Annotated in this window: 16 protein-coding genes and 2 pseudogenes; 2 read left to right on the top strand and 16 right to left on the bottom strand. The window is 45.6% G+C overall.

Annotated features, from left to right (window positions below):
- Positions 1-42: 42 nt before the first annotated feature.
- Positions 43-1,008: an iron-hydroxamate ABC transporter substrate-binding protein gene (locus PUN35_RS15710; RefSeq protein ID WP_014481404.1), complete on the top strand. Its 966-nt coding sequence runs from the start codon at positions 43-45 to the stop codon at positions 1,006-1,008.
- 40 nt (positions 1,009-1,048) lie between these two features.
- Here the strand turns inward: PUN35_RS15710 and PUN35_RS15705 are convergent, their stop codons facing one another.
- The 16 genes and pseudogenes from PUN35_RS15705 to PUN35_RS15630 form a co-directional block, all read right to left on the bottom strand.
- The gene (locus PUN35_RS15705; RefSeq protein WP_003227084.1) at positions 1,049-1,396 is read right to left on the bottom strand and encodes a YxeA family protein; all 348 of its coding nucleotides are present in this window, start codon (positions 1,394-1,396) and stop codon (positions 1,049-1,051) included.
- Positions 1,397-1,409: 13 nt separating this feature from the next.
- A pseudogene (gene yxdM, locus PUN35_RS15700) lies at positions 1,410-3,294 on the bottom strand (ABC transporter permease YxdM).
- A pseudogene (locus PUN35_RS15695) lies at positions 3,269-4,002 on the bottom strand (ABC transporter ATP-binding protein). Before PUN35_RS15695 ends, yxdM begins: the two co-directional pseudogenes overlap by 26 nt.
- A 143-nt stretch (positions 4,003-4,145) precedes the next feature.
- Positions 4,146-5,123 carry a two-component system sensor histidine kinase YxdK gene (yxdK, locus tag PUN35_RS15690; RefSeq protein WP_014481410.1) on the bottom strand — a complete coding sequence of 326 codons (978 nt, stop codon included), beginning with the start codon at positions 5,121-5,123 and terminating at the stop codon, positions 4,146-4,148.
- Positions 5,120-5,809 (bottom strand): two-component system response regulator YxdJ, encoded by a 690-nt coding sequence (gene yxdJ, locus PUN35_RS15685; RefSeq protein ID WP_003243527.1) that lies wholly within the window; start codon positions 5,807-5,809, stop codon positions 5,120-5,122. Before yxdJ ends, yxdK begins: the two co-directional genes overlap by 4 nt.
- 107 nt (positions 5,810-5,916) lie before the next feature.
- Positions 5,917-6,789 carry a 6-phospho-5-dehydro-2-deoxy-D-gluconate aldolase gene (gene iolJ, locus PUN35_RS15680; protein ID WP_014481411.1) on the bottom strand — a complete coding sequence of 291 codons (873 nt, stop codon included), beginning with the start codon at positions 6,787-6,789 and terminating at the stop codon, positions 5,917-5,919.
- Positions 6,790-6,809: 20 nt separating this feature from the next.
- Complete coding sequence (iolI, locus tag PUN35_RS15675; protein ID WP_014481412.1) at positions 6,810-7,646, bottom strand: 2-keto-myo-inositol isomerase; 837 nt, start codon at positions 7,644-7,646, stop codon at positions 6,810-6,812.
- An 85-nt stretch (positions 7,647-7,731) separates the two neighbouring features.
- Positions 7,732-8,601: a sugar phosphate isomerase/epimerase family protein gene (locus tag PUN35_RS15670; RefSeq protein ID WP_014481413.1), complete on the bottom strand. Its 870-nt coding sequence runs from the start codon at positions 8,599-8,601 to the stop codon at positions 7,732-7,734.
- 19 nt (positions 8,602-8,620) lie between these two features.
- Positions 8,621-9,655, bottom strand: a complete 1,035-nt coding sequence (iolG, locus tag PUN35_RS15665) for a bifunctional inositol 2-dehydrogenase/D-chiro-inositol 1-dehydrogenase (protein ID WP_014481414.1) — start codon at positions 9,653-9,655, stop codon at positions 8,621-8,623.
- A gap of 22 nt (positions 9,656-9,677) precedes the next feature.
- The gene (gene iolF, locus PUN35_RS15660) at positions 9,678-10,994 is read right to left on the bottom strand and encodes a myo-inositol transporter IolF (RefSeq protein ID WP_014481415.1); all 1,317 of its coding nucleotides are present in this window, start codon (positions 10,992-10,994) and stop codon (positions 9,678-9,680) included.
- A gap of 14 nt (positions 10,995-11,008) precedes the next feature.
- The gene (gene iolE, locus PUN35_RS15655; RefSeq protein WP_014481416.1) at positions 11,009-11,902 is read right to left on the bottom strand and encodes a myo-inosose-2 dehydratase; all 894 of its coding nucleotides are present in this window, start codon (positions 11,900-11,902) and stop codon (positions 11,009-11,011) included.
- A gap of 16 nt (positions 11,903-11,918) precedes the next feature.
- Complete coding sequence (gene iolD, locus PUN35_RS15650; RefSeq protein WP_014481417.1) at positions 11,919-13,832, bottom strand: 3D-(3,5/4)-trihydroxycyclohexane-1,2-dione acylhydrolase (decyclizing); 1,914 nt, start codon at positions 13,830-13,832, stop codon at positions 11,919-11,921.
- A 32-nt stretch (positions 13,833-13,864) separates the two neighbouring features.
- Positions 13,865-14,842 (bottom strand): 5-dehydro-2-deoxygluconokinase, encoded by a 978-nt coding sequence (gene iolC / locus PUN35_RS15645; RefSeq protein WP_014478485.1) that lies wholly within the window; start codon positions 14,840-14,842, stop codon positions 13,865-13,867.
- 23 nt (positions 14,843-14,865) lie between these two features.
- Positions 14,866-15,681 carry a 5-deoxy-glucuronate isomerase gene (iolB, locus tag PUN35_RS15640; protein WP_014481418.1) on the bottom strand — a complete coding sequence of 272 codons (816 nt, stop codon included), beginning with the start codon at positions 15,679-15,681 and terminating at the stop codon, positions 14,866-14,868.
- Between the two features lie 74 nt (positions 15,682-15,755).
- Positions 15,756-17,219 (bottom strand): methylmalonate-semialdehyde dehydrogenase, encoded by a 1,464-nt coding sequence (gene iolA, locus PUN35_RS15635; protein ID WP_014481419.1) that lies wholly within the window; start codon positions 17,217-17,219, stop codon positions 15,756-15,758.
- Between the two features lie 413 nt (positions 17,220-17,632).
- Entirely contained in the window at positions 17,633-18,757 is a 1,125-nt protein-coding gene (locus tag PUN35_RS15630; protein ID WP_031601042.1) for an IS4-like element IS4Bsu1 family transposase, read from the bottom strand.
- Between the two features lie 293 nt (positions 18,758-19,050).
- Between PUN35_RS15630 and iolR the strand changes: the two genes are divergently transcribed.
- Positions 19,051-19,806 (top strand): myo-inositol utilization transcriptional regulator IolR, encoded by a 756-nt coding sequence (gene iolR / locus PUN35_RS15625; protein WP_003227050.1) that lies wholly within the window; start codon positions 19,051-19,053, stop codon positions 19,804-19,806.
- Positions 19,807-19,825 lie beyond the last annotated feature (19 nt).

Genomic DNA, 19,825 nt, shown 5'->3' with positions numbered 1-19,825 from the left:
ATCATTACTAATCTATTGAGATACATAGTGGGAGGGTTCTTGATGAAAAAGAACATATTGCTCGTGGGCATGCTTGTGCTGCTTCTCATGTTTGTCAGCGCTTGCAGCGGCACGGCTTCTAAAGGGAGCTCAAGCGATTCTGCTTCCGAAAAAACAGAAATGAGAACATACAAATCACCAAAAGGGAACGTCAACATTCCTGCACATCCGAAACGCATCGTCACTGATTTTTATGCCGGTGAATTGCTGTCTGTCGGGGCCAATGTGGTCGGCTCAGGCTCATGGTCATTTGATAATCCGTTTTTAAAATCAAAGCTGAAAAATGTGAAGGATGTTGGTGATCCAATAAGCGTTGAAAAAGTGATGGAGCTTCAGCCTGACTTAATTGTTGTCATGAATGAAGAGAATGTTGATAAATTAAAGAAAATCGCTCCGACTGTTGTCATACCTTATAACACAGCGAAAAACGTAGAAGACACAGTCAGCATGTTCGGAGATATCGCCGGAGCGAAAGACAAAGCAAAATCCTTTATGGCTGACTTTAACAAAAAAGCGGAAGCAGCTAAGAAGAAAATTGCCGGCGTCATCGACAAAGATGCAACCTTCGGCATTTATGAAAACACAGACAAGGGCGAATTCTGGGTGTTCAATGACAATGGCGGACGCGGCGGCCAAGCTGTATACAATGCACTTGGGTTAAAAGCGCCTGAAAAAATTGAGCAAGATGTCATCAAAAAAGGAGAGATGAAACAGCTCTCTCAAGAGGTTATTCCTGAGTATGCCGCAGATTATATGTTCATTACGGATTACAACCCGAAAGGCGAAAGCAAAACACTCGACAAGCTGGAGAATTCCTCCATTTGGAAAAATCTTGACGCTGTTAAACATAATCGCGTGTTTATCAATGACTTTGACTCGTTCTACCCGTACGACCCGATTTCTGTCAGCAAACAGGTGGATATCATCACCGACATGCTGATCAAACGGGCCGAAGAAAATAAAAAATAAAAAAACGGCACAGTCATGACGCTGTGCCGTTTTTTATGGTTCACTTTAATTTTGACTGTACGGAGTCCGGCATATCTTCAAACTTGACTTCTTCCCAAGTCTCGACATACTTTCCTTTCGCCTTCACCTTCAAATACGCGTTCTTCCGAAGCTCTTTGCCGGCGAAAAAGGTCACTTCTTCTTTTTTCCCGGATGCATTATATCCGTCTAATGTATATTCAGTACCGCCCGGACTAAGATGTCTGCCATCTCGATCAATCTGAACATAGACATCTTGCTGGTGAATAAACGGATTAAATCTGTCTGTAACATCGTTATGAAAAAAGAGAAGCCCGCATATTACGGCAGCAGCCGCCAAGACGGCCAGGATTGCCATTGCTTTTTTCATCTTTGCACTCCCCTTACTTGTTCATTTTTTTCAAATAGCTTGACCGCACCGCGAGGAAGAATAGAAGCTGAAAAATGAAAAACCCTCCGATGGTGAGACTGAGCGGCCCCGCGACATCGGAATAGCCTTCCACAGCCAATGTTCTCAAGGCAAACAGTGTATGCATGACGGCAATGACAAATGGAAAGAAGAAAAGAATGGCCAATTGTATTGTCACGCTTTGTGCCATTTCACGCTCACTCAGGCCGATTTTGGCCAGTGAACGGTAGCGCTCCCGGTCTTCATCTAAATCAGTGAACAGCCTGAAATATAAGAAACTTGCTGCCGCGACAAAGAATACAATTGCGATAAACAGGCCGATAAATAAACTCAAGCTCGGCAGCTGCACCGTATCATAGTAAGTCCCGGCTTTTGAAGCAAAATCAGAATGCACGTCGATATAATTGCCGTAAATCTCATTTTGCAAGGATTGGCTGATCTCAAGACTGTCTTTCCAATGATCATAGCTGTAGCCGTATAATGACGCTTTATCACCGAGTGATTTCAGCTGATCAAAGGTTTGATCATTCACCGCGATGATGGCATTCAATGAGATCAGCGGTTTTTTGACTTCTTTTACCGACAGTTTTTGATCAGACAGCTCCCCTTTTTGGTTCAGCAGCTTCAGCTGATCCGGCGCTTCGTTTTTGAAATTGCGGTCATACGTTCCCGGGAAATAGACAGCCTCATCATTTTTCAGGCCGCTCAGCTTAACATGGAAGTATTTTGATACATCCGATTTGCTGATCATGTAAACAGGGGGAACAGTTTCTCCTTCCTGATAGCGAACATAGGAAACATCTATTTTGTCTTTCTTATACGTAAAGCCGTGTGTTTTCAGTTCATGGTCAATATCTTTCAAATGAGTCTGTTCTTTTGGATTGTTGCTAAAAGATATATACTCCATTTCATAAGCGGACTCTTCCGCCCCAACGGTCGATTTGTACATTGCGAGCACGCCTGTCGCAGTAAACGCAACCGCGGAAATAATGCTGACAATAAAGAACAGGCGGGCGTTGTCTTTTAGACGATAGACAAGGTCAGAAACCCAAATGATATTTTTCCCGCGAAGATAAAAGGTTTTCCACTTCTTCAGCGCGCGCAGAATCCATATGCTGCTTTGGCTGAAAAAGAAATATGTTCCGATGACGGTGAGCAGTAAAATGATAAACGGTTCGGCCCCGTGGACATTGCCTTTAAGAACCATGCCGTACCCGCCGCACAGACAGGCGATGCCGAATAAGGACAGAAGCACGGACGGCTTAGGCTCCGGCTTAATCTTATCAGTGCCCTTTATTAATTTGATAACCGTATTTGATCTGACAAAAAGAATCGTAAACTGCGATAAAAAGAAAAATAAGAGCAGAAATCCGCCGGCCGTAATGCCGAGCGCTTTCCAAGGCATGTACAGGGGCAGCGCGTCCATTTCTAAAATATAAGCGCCGACCGTAAAGAACGTCTTTGAAAAAATGAACCCTCCGATAATGCCGGCTGCAATTGACATAACGCCGATGATCATATTTTCCGCAGTAATGAGCTTTCTCAGCTGCCCCGGCGTGATGCCCTGCATGAGCAGGATGCCGAATTCTTTATTTCTCGATTTCAAAAATGCGTTAACCGAATACAGAACAAATAAGAAAGAAAAAACAAAGATCATCCATTCCGCAGCGGTTAAGCCTTTTTTGGCGATATTATTCAGGTAGCCCTCCTTTAATGTAGCCCTCCTTTAATGCCGGATGAAACAGGAACATCGCAAAGGTAAAGAAAATCAAAACGGAAAAGGCGCTGCTTAAAAAGAATGCAAGATAGGCCCTTTTGTTTCTCGTGACGTTTTTATAAGCGAACTGAAGAAAGGTCATTTGCGTTTCCCCCCAGCATAGACAGCACATCGAGAATTTGTTCATAAAAGACTTGGCGGTTTTCCCCGCGGTAAATCTCATTAAATAGTTCGCCGTCTTTTATAAAGATGACGCGGCGGCAGTAGCTTGCCGCAACAGGATCGTGGGTATCCATCAAAGCCGTGACATGATCATCCTGATTCAGGCTCTGCATCGTTTCCATGACGTCTTTTGACGCTTTGGAATCAAGGTTGCCCGTCGGTTCATCGGCCAGGATGAGTGACGGCTTATGAATGACCGCTCTTGCGATGGCGGCACGCTGGCGCTGTCCTCCGGATACTTCAAACGTCCGTTTGTTGAGCAGGTTTTCGATTCCGAGCTTTGCCGCGATGCCTTGCAGTTTTTCTTCCATTACGTTTCACCGATGGTAAGCGTGTCCAGAAGGTTGAAATCCTGAAACACAAATCCGAGTTGCTTGCGGCGGAAATGAGCGAGCTTTGTCCGCTTCAGGCGATGCGGGTTTTCTCCGTGAATCAGGATATCGCCTGAATCCGGACGGTCGATCGTTGAAATGATATTCAAAAGCGTTGTTTTTCCGGACCCGGACGGCCCCATCACCGCTGTGAACTCGCCTTCTTCTATTGAAAATGAAATTTGCTTTAAGGCTTGATAAGACACTTGTCCTTTATAGGTTTTATTTATATGTTTGACTTCAAGCATATTCGCCATGAAAATCCTCCTTATGGTTTTATTCTTGTTGATCTTGGCTGCTTTCATGTAGTGCCGGGACGTTCAACATAAAAATCCCCTTGACATAAATCCATGTTATCAAGGGGAAACAAAGCGGGCTATGTTGTTTTCTTAACGCAGCCTTACATTTTTGTAAGAAATGAAAATCGAACTGATGTCCCTTCACCGGGAGACGAGCTGATGTCTACCGTATGATTGAGCTTATCTGTAATTTCTTTGACGAGATGGAGGCCGATTCCCGTAGATTCTTGGAAACGCTGCCCGTTTTCACCGGTGTAATAAGGGTCAAACACCCGCTTGATGTCTTGCGAGGGAATCCCGACACCGTAATCTTTGACTTCAAGCACCGTCCTGTCTTCATCGCGGAAGACATTCAGCTCAAGTCTGTCACTCTTGCCCGCTGAATACTTGACCGCATTTGTGACCACTTGGCCGATCGCAAATTTGAGCCATTTGGCATCGGTGTAAATCTGATGATCATCGCAAACGTTCATTTTCGGATAAACGCGATATTGAATAAAAAATCGTTTATAGCTTTGAATGACTGATTGGAGAAGCTCGGATAGGGAAACCGCTTCGATTTTAAAATCCCGTTCAAACAGGTCAAGCCTTGAAGAATAAAGAAGCGTCTCCAGCCCGAATTCAATCTGCCGGACTTCTTTTTTGATTTGTTCAAAAACGGGCTCATCCTCTTCTTGAATGATTAAATTAATGACCGACAGCGGCGTCTTTACTTGGTGCACCCATTGATTCATATACGTCACCCGCGCGTCAAGCTTGGCTTCGGTCTCATGGAGCTTCTGGTGCTGCATCCGGATCAGCTCCATCTGCTTTTCATACAGCTTTGAACAGAACACTGAAGAACCGAGATACGGGATATCCGTCCCTTCCTGCCCCGAGCTGAGCCAATGATACACGCCGCGGTCTTTGTACCAGCGATAGGCAAGATAGCCCGCCAAAATAAGAAGCTGCACGCCCAATATGTAAAACAGGTGAGAAAAAGAATGAAGACCCGCAAACCAGTAATAAAAGAAGACAAACAGTCCTTGAAGGAGAAAAAGCAGAATCAGCACTGCATGAGACCGGAGAAACAGCTTCATGACTGCGCCCTCAGCTGGTAGCCTTCGCCCCGCACCGCTTCAATAGAAACAGGCGCATTCAGCTCCCGCAGTTTTTTTCTGAGCCGCGTGATATACACGTTAAGTGTATTATCATCGATGAATATGTCGGTGTCCCACGTCTTTTCCATGAGACGGTCCCGACTCGTCACCTTTTCTCCCCGCTCAAGCAGCACTTCCAAAAGCTTGCTTTCTTTTTTAGAAAGCTCGCTTTTTTCATCCTGAAAACGCAGTTCAAACCGTTCCACAAAGAGCTGAACGCCGGCATATTCAACCACTTTCTCTCCCTGCTTTGCGGCGTACTCCCCGTACGCCCTCCGGATCTGGCTTTTGATTTTCGCAAGCACAATATCATAAGAAAACGGTTTTTCGATATAATCGTCTCCCCCATTTTCAATCGCCATCACCTGATCCATTTCCCCGCTTCTGGCAGAAATAAAGATGATCGGGCTTGTGGAGTGCTGGCGGATCTGCCGGCACCAATAATATCCGTCATATGCCGGCAAATTGATATCAAGCAGCACCACATCGGGCTTTTCCCGCAAAAAGACATCAAGAACAGCTGTAAAATCCGCGGCGACCACTGTTTGGTATCCGTATTTTTCAAGGTAATTCTGCAATAGTCCGCGAATGTCTTCACTGTCTTCCACAATCATGATTTTATTCAAACTGAACCACTCCCGTTTCTTACACTGCTGCCATCATCATAATCGTTTTGGGCGTATGGACGCAACACCGCACAAAAAAACCGCCATCTCGGCGGTTTTTGGTCTCTTTAGCCGACCTGCTGCTTAGCTGCTTTACCGGCTGATCCGAACTCTCTCATTTTGCTTCGCACTGTCTCTTCCACGGCTTCAATGCCGGGTGTCAAATAGCCGCGCGGTTCGTACAGATCGCTGTTTTCCTGAAACATGCGGCGTGTTTCGTCTGTCCACGCTACCATACATTCCGTATTGATATTGATCTTCGCGTGGCCGAGCGTGATAGCTTTTTTGATCTGATCCTGCGGAATCCCGGATGCCCCGTGAAGAACGAGGGGAATATCAGTCATGCGGGAGATAGCCTCCATTTCCTTAAATCCGAGATTCGGCTCACCCTGATATTTGCCGTGTACAGAGCCGAGGGCGGCGGCCAGCGCGTCGATATTGGTTTCTTTAACGATCCGCTCACATTCCGTGATATCCGCATAGCGGACCCCGCCGACCAGTCCGTCTTCCATTCCGCCGACCGTGCCGACTTCGGCTTCTACTGACACGCCGTGTTTTGCGGCATAATCGGTGACTTCTTTTGTCATCGCGATATTCTCGTCAATCGGCTGATGGGAGCCGTCAATCATCACTGAGCTGAATCCGGCATCAATGGCCTGTTTGCAGCGTTCCGCACTGCTGCCGTGATCGAGATGAAGCACGACCGGAACGGTAATCGCCATGTCCTCTATTAACGCGCCGACCATGGCGGCAATCGTTTTAAATCCGCCTAAATAGTCGACCAGGCGATCGGAAGCCGCGGCGATGACTGGTGATTGCTCCTTTTGCGCCGCCTGCAAAATCGCCTTCGTCCATTGCAGGCCGTTGATATTAAACTGGCCAATTGCATATTGCTCCCGCTTTGCATCTTCAAGAAGCTCTTTCATCGATACAAAAGCCATATTCACCCCTCCTTTATCCATTACATGCTGAAGTATTTTGATACGACATCCACTGTTGTTTTTTTCGCTGTTTGAATGGCTTCCTCAGCAGTCAGCTTATAGTATTCAGGCCGGAAGAGCTCAACCGAAACAACATCAGAGAAGCCGATTTCCTTCAGTGCTGATAAGTGGGCATCTAAGTCAATTGCCCCTTGTCCCGGCCATACACGATCCTCATCTGTTAAAAAGCCGATTGGGAAATCTTCTGTATCATCAATATGATAGATGAAGATTTTCTTTCCGTCCGCCTGCTTTAAGCTCTCAATATTTGAACCCATTGCATGGAAGTGAAAACTGTCAAGGACAAGCCCGACATTGTCACGGTTAACTGTGTTTACGATCTCATACGCCTGTTCAAACGTATTGACCGTACATTGCGGATGGCCGACAAATTCAAGCGCTATTTTTACGCCGTACGGCTCCGCGATATCTGACAGCTCAGTCAGCACGTCTACACTGCTCTTTTTGATCTCTTCTTTTATAATCTTCTGCTCTGTCACAAGCGGAACGGCCACCACATATTTCACACCGAGGGTTTTGCATGTTTCCATCATGCCTTTAAATTCAGTGATGATCTCGTTGTGGCCCTTTTCATCACGGTTGTTGAAGAAAACGAGTGCGTTTAAGGCAAGCGGTTTGATGTGATGGGTTTGAAAATATTCCGCAAGATCTGCCAATGAATGATCTTTTAAGTACTCCGGCAGCTTATCCATTGTGCGGATTTCAATATAATCATAGCCGTGCTTTTCGCATAATTCTAAATCCTGTTTAAGGTTTGAGTTTTCCAATGTTGTCGCTTCATTAAAACAAAGTTTCATGCCAGACTCCCCCATCTGCGTTTTAGATATGAAGGGAGTTCGGCAGGAAGGCTGTCGCCATATCCCGCCGAACTCCATGCTCAGCTTATGCCAGACCTAATTCTTCTTTCATTTTCTTAAGCATAAATCGGCTTGATTCATCCGCTCTTTCATCGACCCAAGCAAATACGGCATTCGTCGCAATTCCGTCGAACTTCATCTCTCTCAGTTTTCTGAAAATCGTATCAAAATCAACCTCGCCTTGACCAATGTCCAAATGCTGGTGAACCGTTACTTGCGCGTCAGGCGGATTGACGATATAGCGAAGACCATGAGCCGCTTTATGATTATAGGTATCTGCAAATAAAACATGTGTGAGGCGGTCGCCGGCTTCGTCAAACATGGTCTCGATGTCGCCTTTGCCGTCATCATAGAAGAACGTATGCGCAGTCGAGTAGACAAGATTGATCCAATCCTTGTCAAGCGCGCGGATCATATCCATCGCACCTTTGTGCGTTTCGATAAAATCGTATGGGTGGGCTTGAAGATTGAGTTTAATACCTTCTTTTTCAAAGACTGGCAGAAGCTCATCCATGGATTTGATAAATTTTTCTTCACTTGTTAAAGGATCATATTTTGAACCGCTGAATTCGCTGTTCATCAAATCCACTTCAAGTTCAACGGCAATTTCGATTGCCCGTTTCCAATTGCGCACTGCTGCCTGGCGGCGGTCTTCATCGGGTCCCGCCCAGTGGTAAAGAGGAAGAAGCGATGAAAGCTTAACACCTGTATCTCTTAAAAGGCGCTTTAATTGTTTGATCTTTGCTGAATCGACTTTCGGATATTTATAAAACGGGCAAAAATCCTCACGCGGAGACAATTCGATATATTCATAGCCAAGCTCCGCCGTTTTATAGACCGTTTCCTCTAAAGTTAAATCATCACGATACATGGATGGATCCAATGCTAACTTCATATTTTCACTCCTCTGTTTTTTAGTTTTGAACTGTTGTAAAAGATTGATAGAATTCCGGTTTTTCCTTCAATTCAACCTTTTCTTTTTGTCCAGATTCTTGGGCTTTTACACACGCGTCAGTCGTAACAGCAGCAATATAGCCGTCCCATGCCGTCGGTCCGCTGACCTCGCCTTTCTTTTGAATCGAATCAATAAAGTCTTGGATTTCCACATCGTACGCAGCGACAAAGCGTCTCTGCCAATCCATCAAAATATCAGTGCTAAATTTGCCTTCTTTTCTCAAGCTGATGCTTGATGGCTCGGGAAGCTTGATGATGCCGTCTTCTCCGACGATTTCACATTGAATGTCATAGCCGTATTTACAGTTCACATAGATTTCAGCATTGATGACGATACCGCCTTTTGTTTCAATCACGACGATTTGCGGATCTTTTAAATGCGGCAGCGCGTTTTTCGATTTTTTCGGGTAGATGACTTGAACGGACTCGTAGTCATCGTTGACGAGCCAGTGCAGCACATCAATTTCATGAACAAGCGTATCGACTACGGCCATATCGGTTGTGTAGTTATCTCCTACAGTCGGGTTGCGGTGCGCGCAGTGAATCATAAGCGGTTCGCCAATCACATGGTTATCGAGTGCTTCCTTCAGCTGTACGTAACCGCTGTCATAACGGCGCATGAAGCCGACTTGAACAAGGCGTTTGCCCACTTTGATTTCTTCTTCGACGATGCGCATGCATCCTTCAGCCGTTGTCGCGAGCGGTTTTTCACAGAACACATATTTCTGGGCTTTGATGGCTTTCAGCACGCTTGACTCATGCGCAGGCCCCCAGCTTGTCACTAAGACAGCGTCTACATTTTCGTCTGCAAGCAGGCTGTCATCATTCGGATAAACCGTCGCGTTTAATTGGTATTGCTCAACGACCTTTTGTGCAGCTTCTTGATTGACATCCGTTACAGCTACAATTTCTGCGCCGGACAGCTTGTTCGTGATGCGGTTAATATGTTCTTTTCCGATTGCTCCAGTTCCAATTACGCCAATACGTAAACTCATTGACAGCCACTCCTTCTGTTGATTACATTATTTTGCTTTCTGTTTCTTGCTTTACTTGGCTCTGAGGAGATCCGTAGAGTTCCTCTTGAATTTGCTCAAGCGACTTGCCAGACGTATTCGGCGCAAAGAGCAGCCCGATGATCATACTGGCCGTCACACATCCGAGAAGAATTGCAGCCATCGTTCCAATGCCGAAATTGGTGATAATCATTGGGACAAACAGACTCCAAATCCCTATTGAAATACGGACAAGGAAAAACATCAGTCCTTGTGCGGAAGCACGATATTGCGTAGGAAAGATTTCGCTGGCCCATAACTGATAGTTCGCTTGCTGCCCGGCTCCGTTATTGATGCCGATCACGACAATAAACAGGAGCAGAATCGGCAGGCCTTCAACTGGCAGCAGAAACAGTGTCCACCCGATCACCGCCATGAAAGCGGCGATTCCAAATACGGTTTTTCTATATTTGTCGGCAAAGGGCATGAAGATCAAAGCGACCCCCAATCCTGTGAAGATAAACAGCCCCATTTGCAAAAGGTTGGCCATGTTGGCAGATACACCGCCGACCTGCTGATAAATGTATGGCATAAAGAAGCCCATGACCCCGGCGGCTAAGTTCCAAACCAAGTACACACCCATCAAAAACAGTATGCTTTTGAGATACATAGGCTTGAGCAAATCAAAATATGATGTCTTACTCAGTACAGCCGGCTTCTCTGCCTGAGCATCCTCCGGCTGATTTTTTGACTGCCAGGCGTCTGATTCCGGAAGCCTGATTCTCAGGATGTACGTAATCAGCGCAATCACAAGCAGATGGGCAAATACGATTTTATTCCCCAAGAGTCCCAAGTCACCGGCCAGTACGGAGAGGAACAGTACAACGACAGCGCCCGCGGCCCAAGCGACTTGTGCTACGCCACAATGCCTGGCCCGATTCTTCTTTGGCGCATTTTCCGCAATAATGGTCCATGACGCGGTTATATCAGCTCCTACTGATAAACCGATAATGATGTAACCGCTTAACAACATGGGGAAATTAACCCCGAACAAAACCAAACAAATCCCTAGTGCATAAACCAGCATACTATTGGTATAAACAGCCTTCCGTCCGACTTTATCAGCCAGAAACCCGCCAAGCAGCGCGCCGACAGCGGCAGAAATCGCATTTGCGCTCAGCGCGCCAAGCAGCCCGATTTGCGTATCGGATAGCTTAAGGTAACTGACCCATAATGATAAACCGGCGGAGCCTGCCACAATTGAACCGGCATCAATATAGTTGGCCAATGCTGCCGCGATTGTCCGTTTATTGAAGGCTGAATCTCCATTGGTATTGCCCATATGTTCATTCCCCATTAAGCCAGATCCAACAACTGCTGATCAATATAGTTTCTCGCAATCAATGCATACTCCAGCGGGTTGGCAACATCGGGGTCCTGTTCAGCTTCAATGACAATCCATCCGGAATAACTGTGCTTCAACAGCAGCTGATATACTTCTCTAAAGTCAATGCAGCCATCACCGGGAACCGTAAACATGCCTTTTAAAAATGATTGCCGGAACGATTGTCCTTCGAGCCTGCATTGTTCCATGACATTCAGGCGGGCATCCTTAAAGTGCACATGCTTAATGCGGCCGATATGCTTCTCAAGCATCCCCATGTAATCGCCGTCAGAAATATACGCATGGCCTGTATCATAGAGGAGGTGTACATGCGCAGGGTCTGTTCCTGCCATCAGGCGGTCCACTTCTTCCGCTGTTTGGACACCAGTGCCGAGATGATGATGATAGACAAGCTTCAAGCCATGCTGAGCGGCAATTTCGCCAAGGTGATTCAGCCCTTCGCAAAGCCGCTCCCATTCATCATCCGTAAAGTGCGGCTTCTCTGTGAACACATTTTTCTCCAAGCCTTGCACGCTGTACGTTTGTTCAGAGACAACTGCGACATCCGCGTTTACTTGCTGCAAATACTCACAATGCAGGGTAAATGTCTTTGCCGCTTCACCAAGTCCGTCACGCAAAATAAAACTGCTGAACCATTTTCCTGCAATGCGTAAGTTCCGAAGCTTCAGCTCTTTGTTCAGGATGGCAGGTTCGGGGAAAAAGCCCCCGACCTCCGTGCCTTGAAAACGTGCGACAACGATATCACTTAACAAATGCTGAAGTGTATTTCCCGCTCCAATTTCAGGCATGTCATCATTCCGCCACCCAATGGGAGCGATTCCCCACAGGATTTCATTTTTGCCCATCTATGGTGCCTCCCCTCTAATACTGCTTCGCAGATTCCAGCTTTTTCTCTTTTGCTTCGTATGCTTTCTGAACGCTTTCTTGTTCAGATACCTCTGCCACTCCGACATGCCACCAGCTGTCATAGCCGTCCGTCATTGTTTTAGGCAGCACCTTCATTTCAATTAATGTTGATACATTCTGTTTCTTCGCATCCTCTAACGCCGCTTTTAATTCTTCTACTGTGTTTGCGCGGTAGGTTTTCGCGCCGTATCCCTCAGCGACTTTCGCGTAATCGACATTCAGGATTTGGTTGTCATCTGTTCGGAACTCGCAATAGTAGCTGCCGCTGCCGTGATCCATTTGCAGGTTGTTGATGCATCCGAATCCTGAGTTGTCAAAGAGCAGCACATTGATTTTCTTGTTGTACTGAATCGCCGTGATCAATTCAGAATGAAGCATCAGGAAGCTGCCGTCTCCGACGATTGAATACACTTCTCTGTCAGGGTGGGCCAGTTTAAGACCGAGTGTCCCGGACACTTCATAGCCCATGCAAGAATACCCATACTCCAGGTGATACGTATTCGGAACATTAGAATGCCACAGACGCTGCAAATCTCCTGGGAGTGAGCCTGCTGAACAGATGATGACACTGTCTTCAGGAATCGTCTCGTTGATTGTCAGCAATGCCGTTGTTTGCGGAAGCTCAGTATTCAACGCGTCAGCATATTCATTCAGGACCTCTTGAGAAAAATGATTTTTGATTTCCGGATCAAATGCTTCCCGCTTAAACGTCACTTTGCTGAGACGTTCGCGTTCAGCTAGCCATTCGTCCTTCAGCTCCCGGAACGTTGTGCCGAACTCGCTCTCATAGCCTTCAAGCAAGCCGTGCAGTTTGCCAAGCGTCACTTTCGCATCCGCTACCACTTGGAATGCATCAAGTTTATACGCCTGCATTCGGCTGACGTTAATGTTCAAAAACTTCGCTTTATCAAAATCAAAAGCGGTCTTAGAGGATGTCGCAAAATCTGTATACCTTGTGCCGATGCCGATAATCAAATCAGCTTGGCGGGCCGCTTTGTTTGCCGCAAGTGTACCTGTGATGCCCATTCCGCCAAGGTTGTTCGCAAAATCTGCCTCAACAGTAGACTTTCCTGCCTGTGTTTCAACTAACGGAATGTTATAGGCTTCAGAAATGGCAACCAATTCATCGCGCGCACCGGAATATTTTGCGCCTCCGCCGACGAGAATCACAGGTTTTTTGCTGGATTTAATCAGCTCCGCCGCACCTTGAAGCTCGCGCTCGCTCGGCTGCATGCGATCAATATAGTGAACCCGTTTGACGAAGAAACTTTCATCAAAATCGTATGCTTCCCCTTCAACATCCTGAGAAATACAAATCGTTGCCGGACCTGCTTTTGCCGGATCAGTCATGACTTCAAACGCGCGCAGCAAACTGCTCATCAGCTGCTCAGGGCGCGTAATGCGGTCCCAGTATCTCGATACAGGTTTCAATGCATCGTTTGTCGTAATCGCCGCGCTGTATTCTTGCTCCATTTGCTGCAGTACAGGGTCTGGCTGTCTTGTCGCAAATGTGTCTGCCGGAATCAAGAGAACTGGGATATTGTTTGCCAATGCAGTGCCGGCTGCCGCCACCAAGTTAGCCGCTCCAGGTCCGACGGATGTAGACACCGCATATATTTTTCTTCTCAGCATTTGCTTGCTGTACGCCATGGCCGCATGCGCCATTCCTTGTTCATTTTTCCCTTGATAGACTTTCAAATGGCCTGCATCCTGCTCAAGCGCTTGCCCGATCCCTAATACGTTTCCATGACCGAAAATTGTGAAAATCCCTTCGACAAAAGGCTCTTCCTTTCCATCAACATGGATGTACTGCTGGTTTAAGAATTTAATCAGCGCCTGTGCTGTTGTTAAGCGAATTTTCTTACCCACAAACGATCCCACCTTTACTCGATCTTTTTCAATTATGACTGTGCTTCAATAAGCTGTACGATTTCTTCCGCAGTCGGCATCGCTTCTGACGAACTATGCTTACTCACCACAATGGAAGCGGAAGCACTGCCGTATTTCAATGCCGTTTCAATGTCTTTTCCGCTGACAAGGCCATAGATAAAGGCTGACGCATAGGAGTCACCGGCTCCAAAGGTTTTCAGCACTTTTGTCTTGTACGCTTGAGCGCGGAATACCTCGCCGGATTTGCTGTATGCGTAAGAGCCTTCGACGCCGTGTTTGATGACAACGAGGTCGGCTGAATGGCCAAATAAATGATTGACGGATTCTTCATTGCTTCCGCCTGTGCGGTTTTCCATCACATCAAATTCATCGCGTGTGCCGATGACGATATCAGACTGCTCGGCAACCAAAGAATAATAAACGGCTGTTTCATCTGATGACTGCCACGTATACGGACGGTAATCCAGTTCGAACACCACTTTAACCTGATGCTTCTTCGCGTATTGAACAGCTTTTAGCACCGCTTCCCGTGACGGGCTTTTGGCGAGCGCTGTCCCGGAAACAAGCAGCATTTTCGCATTTGCGATATAGTCCTCGCTTACCTCTGAAGGCTCAAGATAAAGATCCGCCACATCATCGCGATACATTAAAATGCTGCATTCTTCAGGGCTGAGGATTTCTGTAAATGCAAGGCCTGCTTTGTGTCCATCTTGATCAACAACCATCTGTGTTGTATCAACGCCGGTCTTTCTCATATAGGACTCTATGAATCTTCCATGCTGGTCATCCGGAATTTTGCCGATGAAGCCCGCTTTTAAGCCAAGCTTCGCGCTGCCGATCGCGATATTCGCAGGTGAACCGCCGACGTATTTGGAAAATGTCATCGTCTCTTCCATTGGGCGGTTGTATTCGACTGCGTTCAGGTCAATACATGCCCGGCCGATGGCAATAATGTCAAAAGCCTTCTCTTCATTGAATGTATACTTCATCGTAAACAGCCACTCCTCACTTGTTAGCGTTCTAAAATCCACTCATGCGCCGGGTCGTTATAAAACTTCCATTTTCGCGTCGGCCCTGCCATGACATTTAAATAGTAGGATGTGTATCCGTCCGGAACGCCTACCGGGTGGTATCCCGCAGGAACGATGACAACGTTTTCATTTTCCACAGTCATTGTCTCGTCAATAGAACGGTCATCTGTGTATACGCGCTGAAATACAAAGCCCTGTCCCGGGTCTAACTCATGGTAGTACGTTTCTTCTAAGAAAGATTCTTCCGGCAAGTTGTCTTGATCATGTTTGTGAGGCGGGTAGCTGGACCAGTTGCCGCTGTCTGTATAGACTTCAACTACTAATAGACTGTTAGCTGAAGGGTCTGAATCCGGAAGAATGTTATGAACAGTACGTTTGTTTGAAAATTGCCCGCGATGCTCAATTCCGTTGTCTTCCGCTTTGATCAGCTTTGTCGGAAGCTGCTTTTCCGATGGAGAATAGCAAAGCGCCACTCTTGCGTCGCTGACTGCTGTGATCTCAAATGCACGGTCATTTGATATATAGACGCTGTCTGTCGGTTTTCGTTCAAATACGCTTTCACGCGTGCCGATATTCTCAAAAGTCGACTCATGATCTGTCACTGTAATTTTTCCCGTTACCGCCACAATACAGATTTCTTGTTTTTTCAATTCTTCTGTATAGCTTGAACCTGATGCAAGATCTAACACTTTAAACTCTACATAAGTGAGATCAGAGTTGGATGTCGTTACTTCGTGCACGAGTTTGACCCCATTAGACACTTCATGCGACTGCGGCTTACGCAACAAATAACTCATAGAGAAGCCCTCCTCTTTCTATTGGCAGAATGAGTCCGAACAGCGCACATGGACGCCGTTCGGCTGTTCGTCGTTTAGTTGAAATCAGGTGCCGGAAATCTTGCCGTTACCACTTTTTTACGTGTATAGAAGTCGACGCTGTCTTTTCCGTTCGCATGCAGCGTTCCAAAGAATGAAGATTTCCAACCTGAGAATGGGAAGAACGCCATTGGAGCCGGCACACCAAGGTTGATGCCTAGCATTCCCGCATCAATGTTTTCACGGAAGTAGCGGATTGCGTTTGAATTGGATGTGAACAAGCAGGCACCGTTCGCAAACTCAGACTTATTGGCGATTTCAATCGCTTCTTTCAGGTTTTTCACACGGATGACAGATAAGACCGGAGCGAAAATTTCATCTTTCCAGATCGTCATCTCTGTTGTGACATTGTCAAAGATCGTCGGGCCGACAAAGTAGCCGTCGTCAGACACATTTTCACGTCCGTCACATACGAGTCTGGCACCTTCTTCAAGGCCTTTTTCGATATAGCTGAGCGTGCGCTTCTTGTTGTCTTCGCGAATCACCGGTCCTAAGAACACGCCGTCATCAAGGCCGTTACCGATTTTAATGTCCGCCACTTTTTCCTGCAGCTTCGCCATAAATTCATCGGCGATTCCTTCTTCAACTGTCACAACCGCACAAGCCATGCAGCGTTCACCGGCAGAACCGAAGGCAGCTCCGACGATGTTTGTGACCGTGTCTTCAAGATTCGCATCGTTCAAGACAATCGTATGGTTTTTCGCACCAGTCAGAGATTGAACGCGTTTTAAGTGTTCGCTTCCTTTTTTGTAGACGTATTCGCCGACTGGCTTGGAGCCTACAAATGAAATCGCTTTAATTTCGGGATGCTCGAGGATGCCGTTCACAACGTCATGCGCACCGTATACGACGTTGAATACCCCTTTCGGAAGGCCCGCTTTTTCAAAAAGCTCAACCAATTTCTCTGTTAACAGCGGAGTCCGCTCAGATGGCTTTAAAATAAATGTGTTGCCGAGCGCGATCGCCATCGGGAACATCCAGCAAGGAACCATCATCGGGAAGTTGAATGGCGCGATTCCGCCGACAACTCCGATTGGGTAACGGTAGTTCGCCGCTTCAACGTCCGTTGCGATGGAAGCAAGTGAGTCACCCATCATCAGGGAAGGTGCTCCAGCGGCGAACTCTACGTTTTCAATCCCGCGTCCCACTTCACCTAAAGCTTCTTTTGTGTTTTTTCCGTTTTCAATGGTAATCAGATGAGCCAGTTCTTCTTTATGCTGGGACAGCAGCTGCTGAAAGTTAAATAGAATTCTGGCACGGCGCGGAACCGCCACCTTTGACCATGTTTCAAACGCTTCAGCCGCCGTTTGCGCTGCGTAATCAATATCCTCTTTTGTAGAAATCGGCACTTGGCATAGTACTTCTTTCGTCGCCGGATTGACGACATCTTCATATTGATCTGTTTTGCTTTCAACCCATTCACCGTTGATGTAGTTTTTTAATTTTCTGATTTCTGCCATTCTTATTGCCTCCTTCATTAGTAAACACATACACTTGTATGGATGGTTCAGGATAGATTCATATCAATATCCACTTTTCAGTAAGCCAAGAATTAAACGCTTTCAAAAAAACCAAAAAAATAAATGGCGGATGCATATTTACATACAAGCAACCATTTCATGCACAACAGGTTAAATTTTGGTCATTTCTTGGTTATATTCTAATCGCATTATACCCATAAGTCAATCATAAACACTACATTTTTTCATTATTTTTATTATATTAATCCACTAGTGTTGCATAAATTTTGACTGAATTTTCTGCTTTCTTGTTTTTACTCATGAGAAGAAAAACAAAGACATTTGAATAGAGGTAGTTAACATCCATTTTTTTACTCTAATCTTTGACGAGTGCAACAGACCTGTGAAATTCTTTAGGGCACGGTTTTCCCTACGATTTTTCGTAGCCATAAATGAGCGGATTTCCATGGTGCCGCTTTGAGTAAGCGACTAATTTGTAAGTACGTCCTTGAACTGTTCGTGTTCAGCTGTGCCAGTACATTTAGGCAATATACAATCATTGCGATATACACTTGATTATGTACGCCTTGTTCGCTCTGCGCGTAGAACTTTTTGATGTTCAGGTGCTGCTTCAGCCATTTAAAAAATAGCTCGATTGCCCAGCGCGACTTATATAACTCAGCGATTTCGTCAGCGCTTAAATCAAATCGATTTGTGATCAGATGCAGTTCGTTTCCTTTTGAATCGAGCACTTTGATGAGGCGAAAAGCGTTTTCTGCACGGTTTTGTGGTGTACCAATCAAAACCATTTCATCTGAAAACACAAGCGAGTCTTCAGGCAGTTTAAATGGCTCGATTACACGAATGACAGCGTTTTTTCGTAAGCGTGACACAAAGAAATACCCATCGTCTGTCATGCGGTCAAATCGTTCATAATCCAAGTAACCCCGGTCAAAGACGTACATGCATTCTTTGTCGTCAACGAGTACTTCCAGCTGACCACGATCATGTTCTTTCGCGTTTGTCAGCACCGCTTTATCTGGATAGGAACAGCCTTTTTCTGCGTAAACAAGACGTAAATGAAGCTTGATGCCCGACTTTGTTTTACGGAATTCAGCCCACTTATGGTTTTTCAAGTTCAATGGCAACGTACTCGAGTCGATAATTTTCAGTGGTGTTGTCGTTTCTCGGCGCTGCTCATAATGTGATTTCTCGTGAATTTGGGCAACTAAATCCAAAAATACCTGTTGGAACACTTCAGTCGGCACTTGATTTAATCGGCGTCCGAGCTGCGAAAAGCTAATCGCTTCTAAATGCGTCGCTTTTTGAAGCTCGTCAGAAAATAATGTCTCACTGACTGCACGCAGACTCTCGGTTTCATTGAGCTGAGCGAATACGAACAATTTCAAGAATGACGCAATATGTAGCTTCTTTGTATAGTAATTTAATTGATAGCTTTCAACCAATTCCTCGAGTTTTGTGGAGAAAATCGGTGAAAACCATTGTTCAAATGATGTTTTTCGTGTAAACTTATCCATGCTTATTGTCCTTTATTTTGGATTTGGATGGTTTATTACCGCCCTACCATTATAAAGGCTTTTTTTATGCAAAGATAAAATTACTGAAAATTTAGATTTTTATAAATCGTTGAATTATTTTAATGCGACACTAGTGATATTAATCTTTTAATCAAGTAAGAGAGGTAAGAGAAGGCCGTCCAATCTTGCAAAAGATATACACCGATGTTATCATTTTTTAAGCAACTATTGATTAACTTTTGGTTTTTATTATATATTTATGTTACGTAAAGATTCAAGAAGGAGTTTTTAATATGAAACTGATGCGGATTCAGGAAATGGAGGAGTACATTTTATCGCATGGCACTGTTTCCTTAGATGAGCTGTGCCAGGTGTTCAATGTCTCCAAAAACACAGTCAGACGTGATATCAACAAGCTAACAGAAAAGGGTGCGATTGAAAAAGTATACGGCGGCGTAACATCTATTGAAAAAACCGCATTAGTTCCTTTTGAAAATCGCACCATTCAGCACCAGGATGAAAAAACAAAAATCGCCCATTATGCTTCCCGATTTATTGAAGATCACGATTTGGTCTTCATTGATTCAGGAACGACGACAAAGTCTATTCTTGATACGCTTGATCCAGCCAAAAATGTCACCATCTTAACCAACAGTTTAGACATTATCAATGCGGCGTCAGCATTGAAGAATATCAACTTAATCATTATCGGAAACAACTATAAGAGAAAAACCCGCTCCTTTGTCGGCATGGACGACCCGGCTATGCTTGATAAGTACAATATCAACAAAGCCTTTATGTCCGCTACCGGAACGACGCTGACACACGGATTGACCAATTCGGATCTGCTGGAGTATGAAATTAAAAAGAGGATTTCAGAAAAAGCAAAAGAAGTGTATCTATTGGCTGACCATTCTAAATTCGGAAAATCAACGCTTCTGACGTATGCGCCGTTTGACAGGCTGCATTGCATTGTGACCTCTCAGCCATTAGACGACGAGTACACGCAGTACTGCAATGAGCATCAAATCGGCATTCATCTGGCCTAACGTTTACAATAGTGTTGAG

Source organism: Bacillus sp. N3378-2at, from assembly GCF_033412715.1.
In the GTDB taxonomy this organism is placed as follows: Bacteria; Bacillota; Bacilli; order Bacillales; family Bacillaceae; genus Bacillus; species Bacillus subtilis.
The sequence above is the reverse complement of the archived record's forward strand: the minus strand, read 5'-3'. Positions and strand labels throughout refer to the sequence as shown.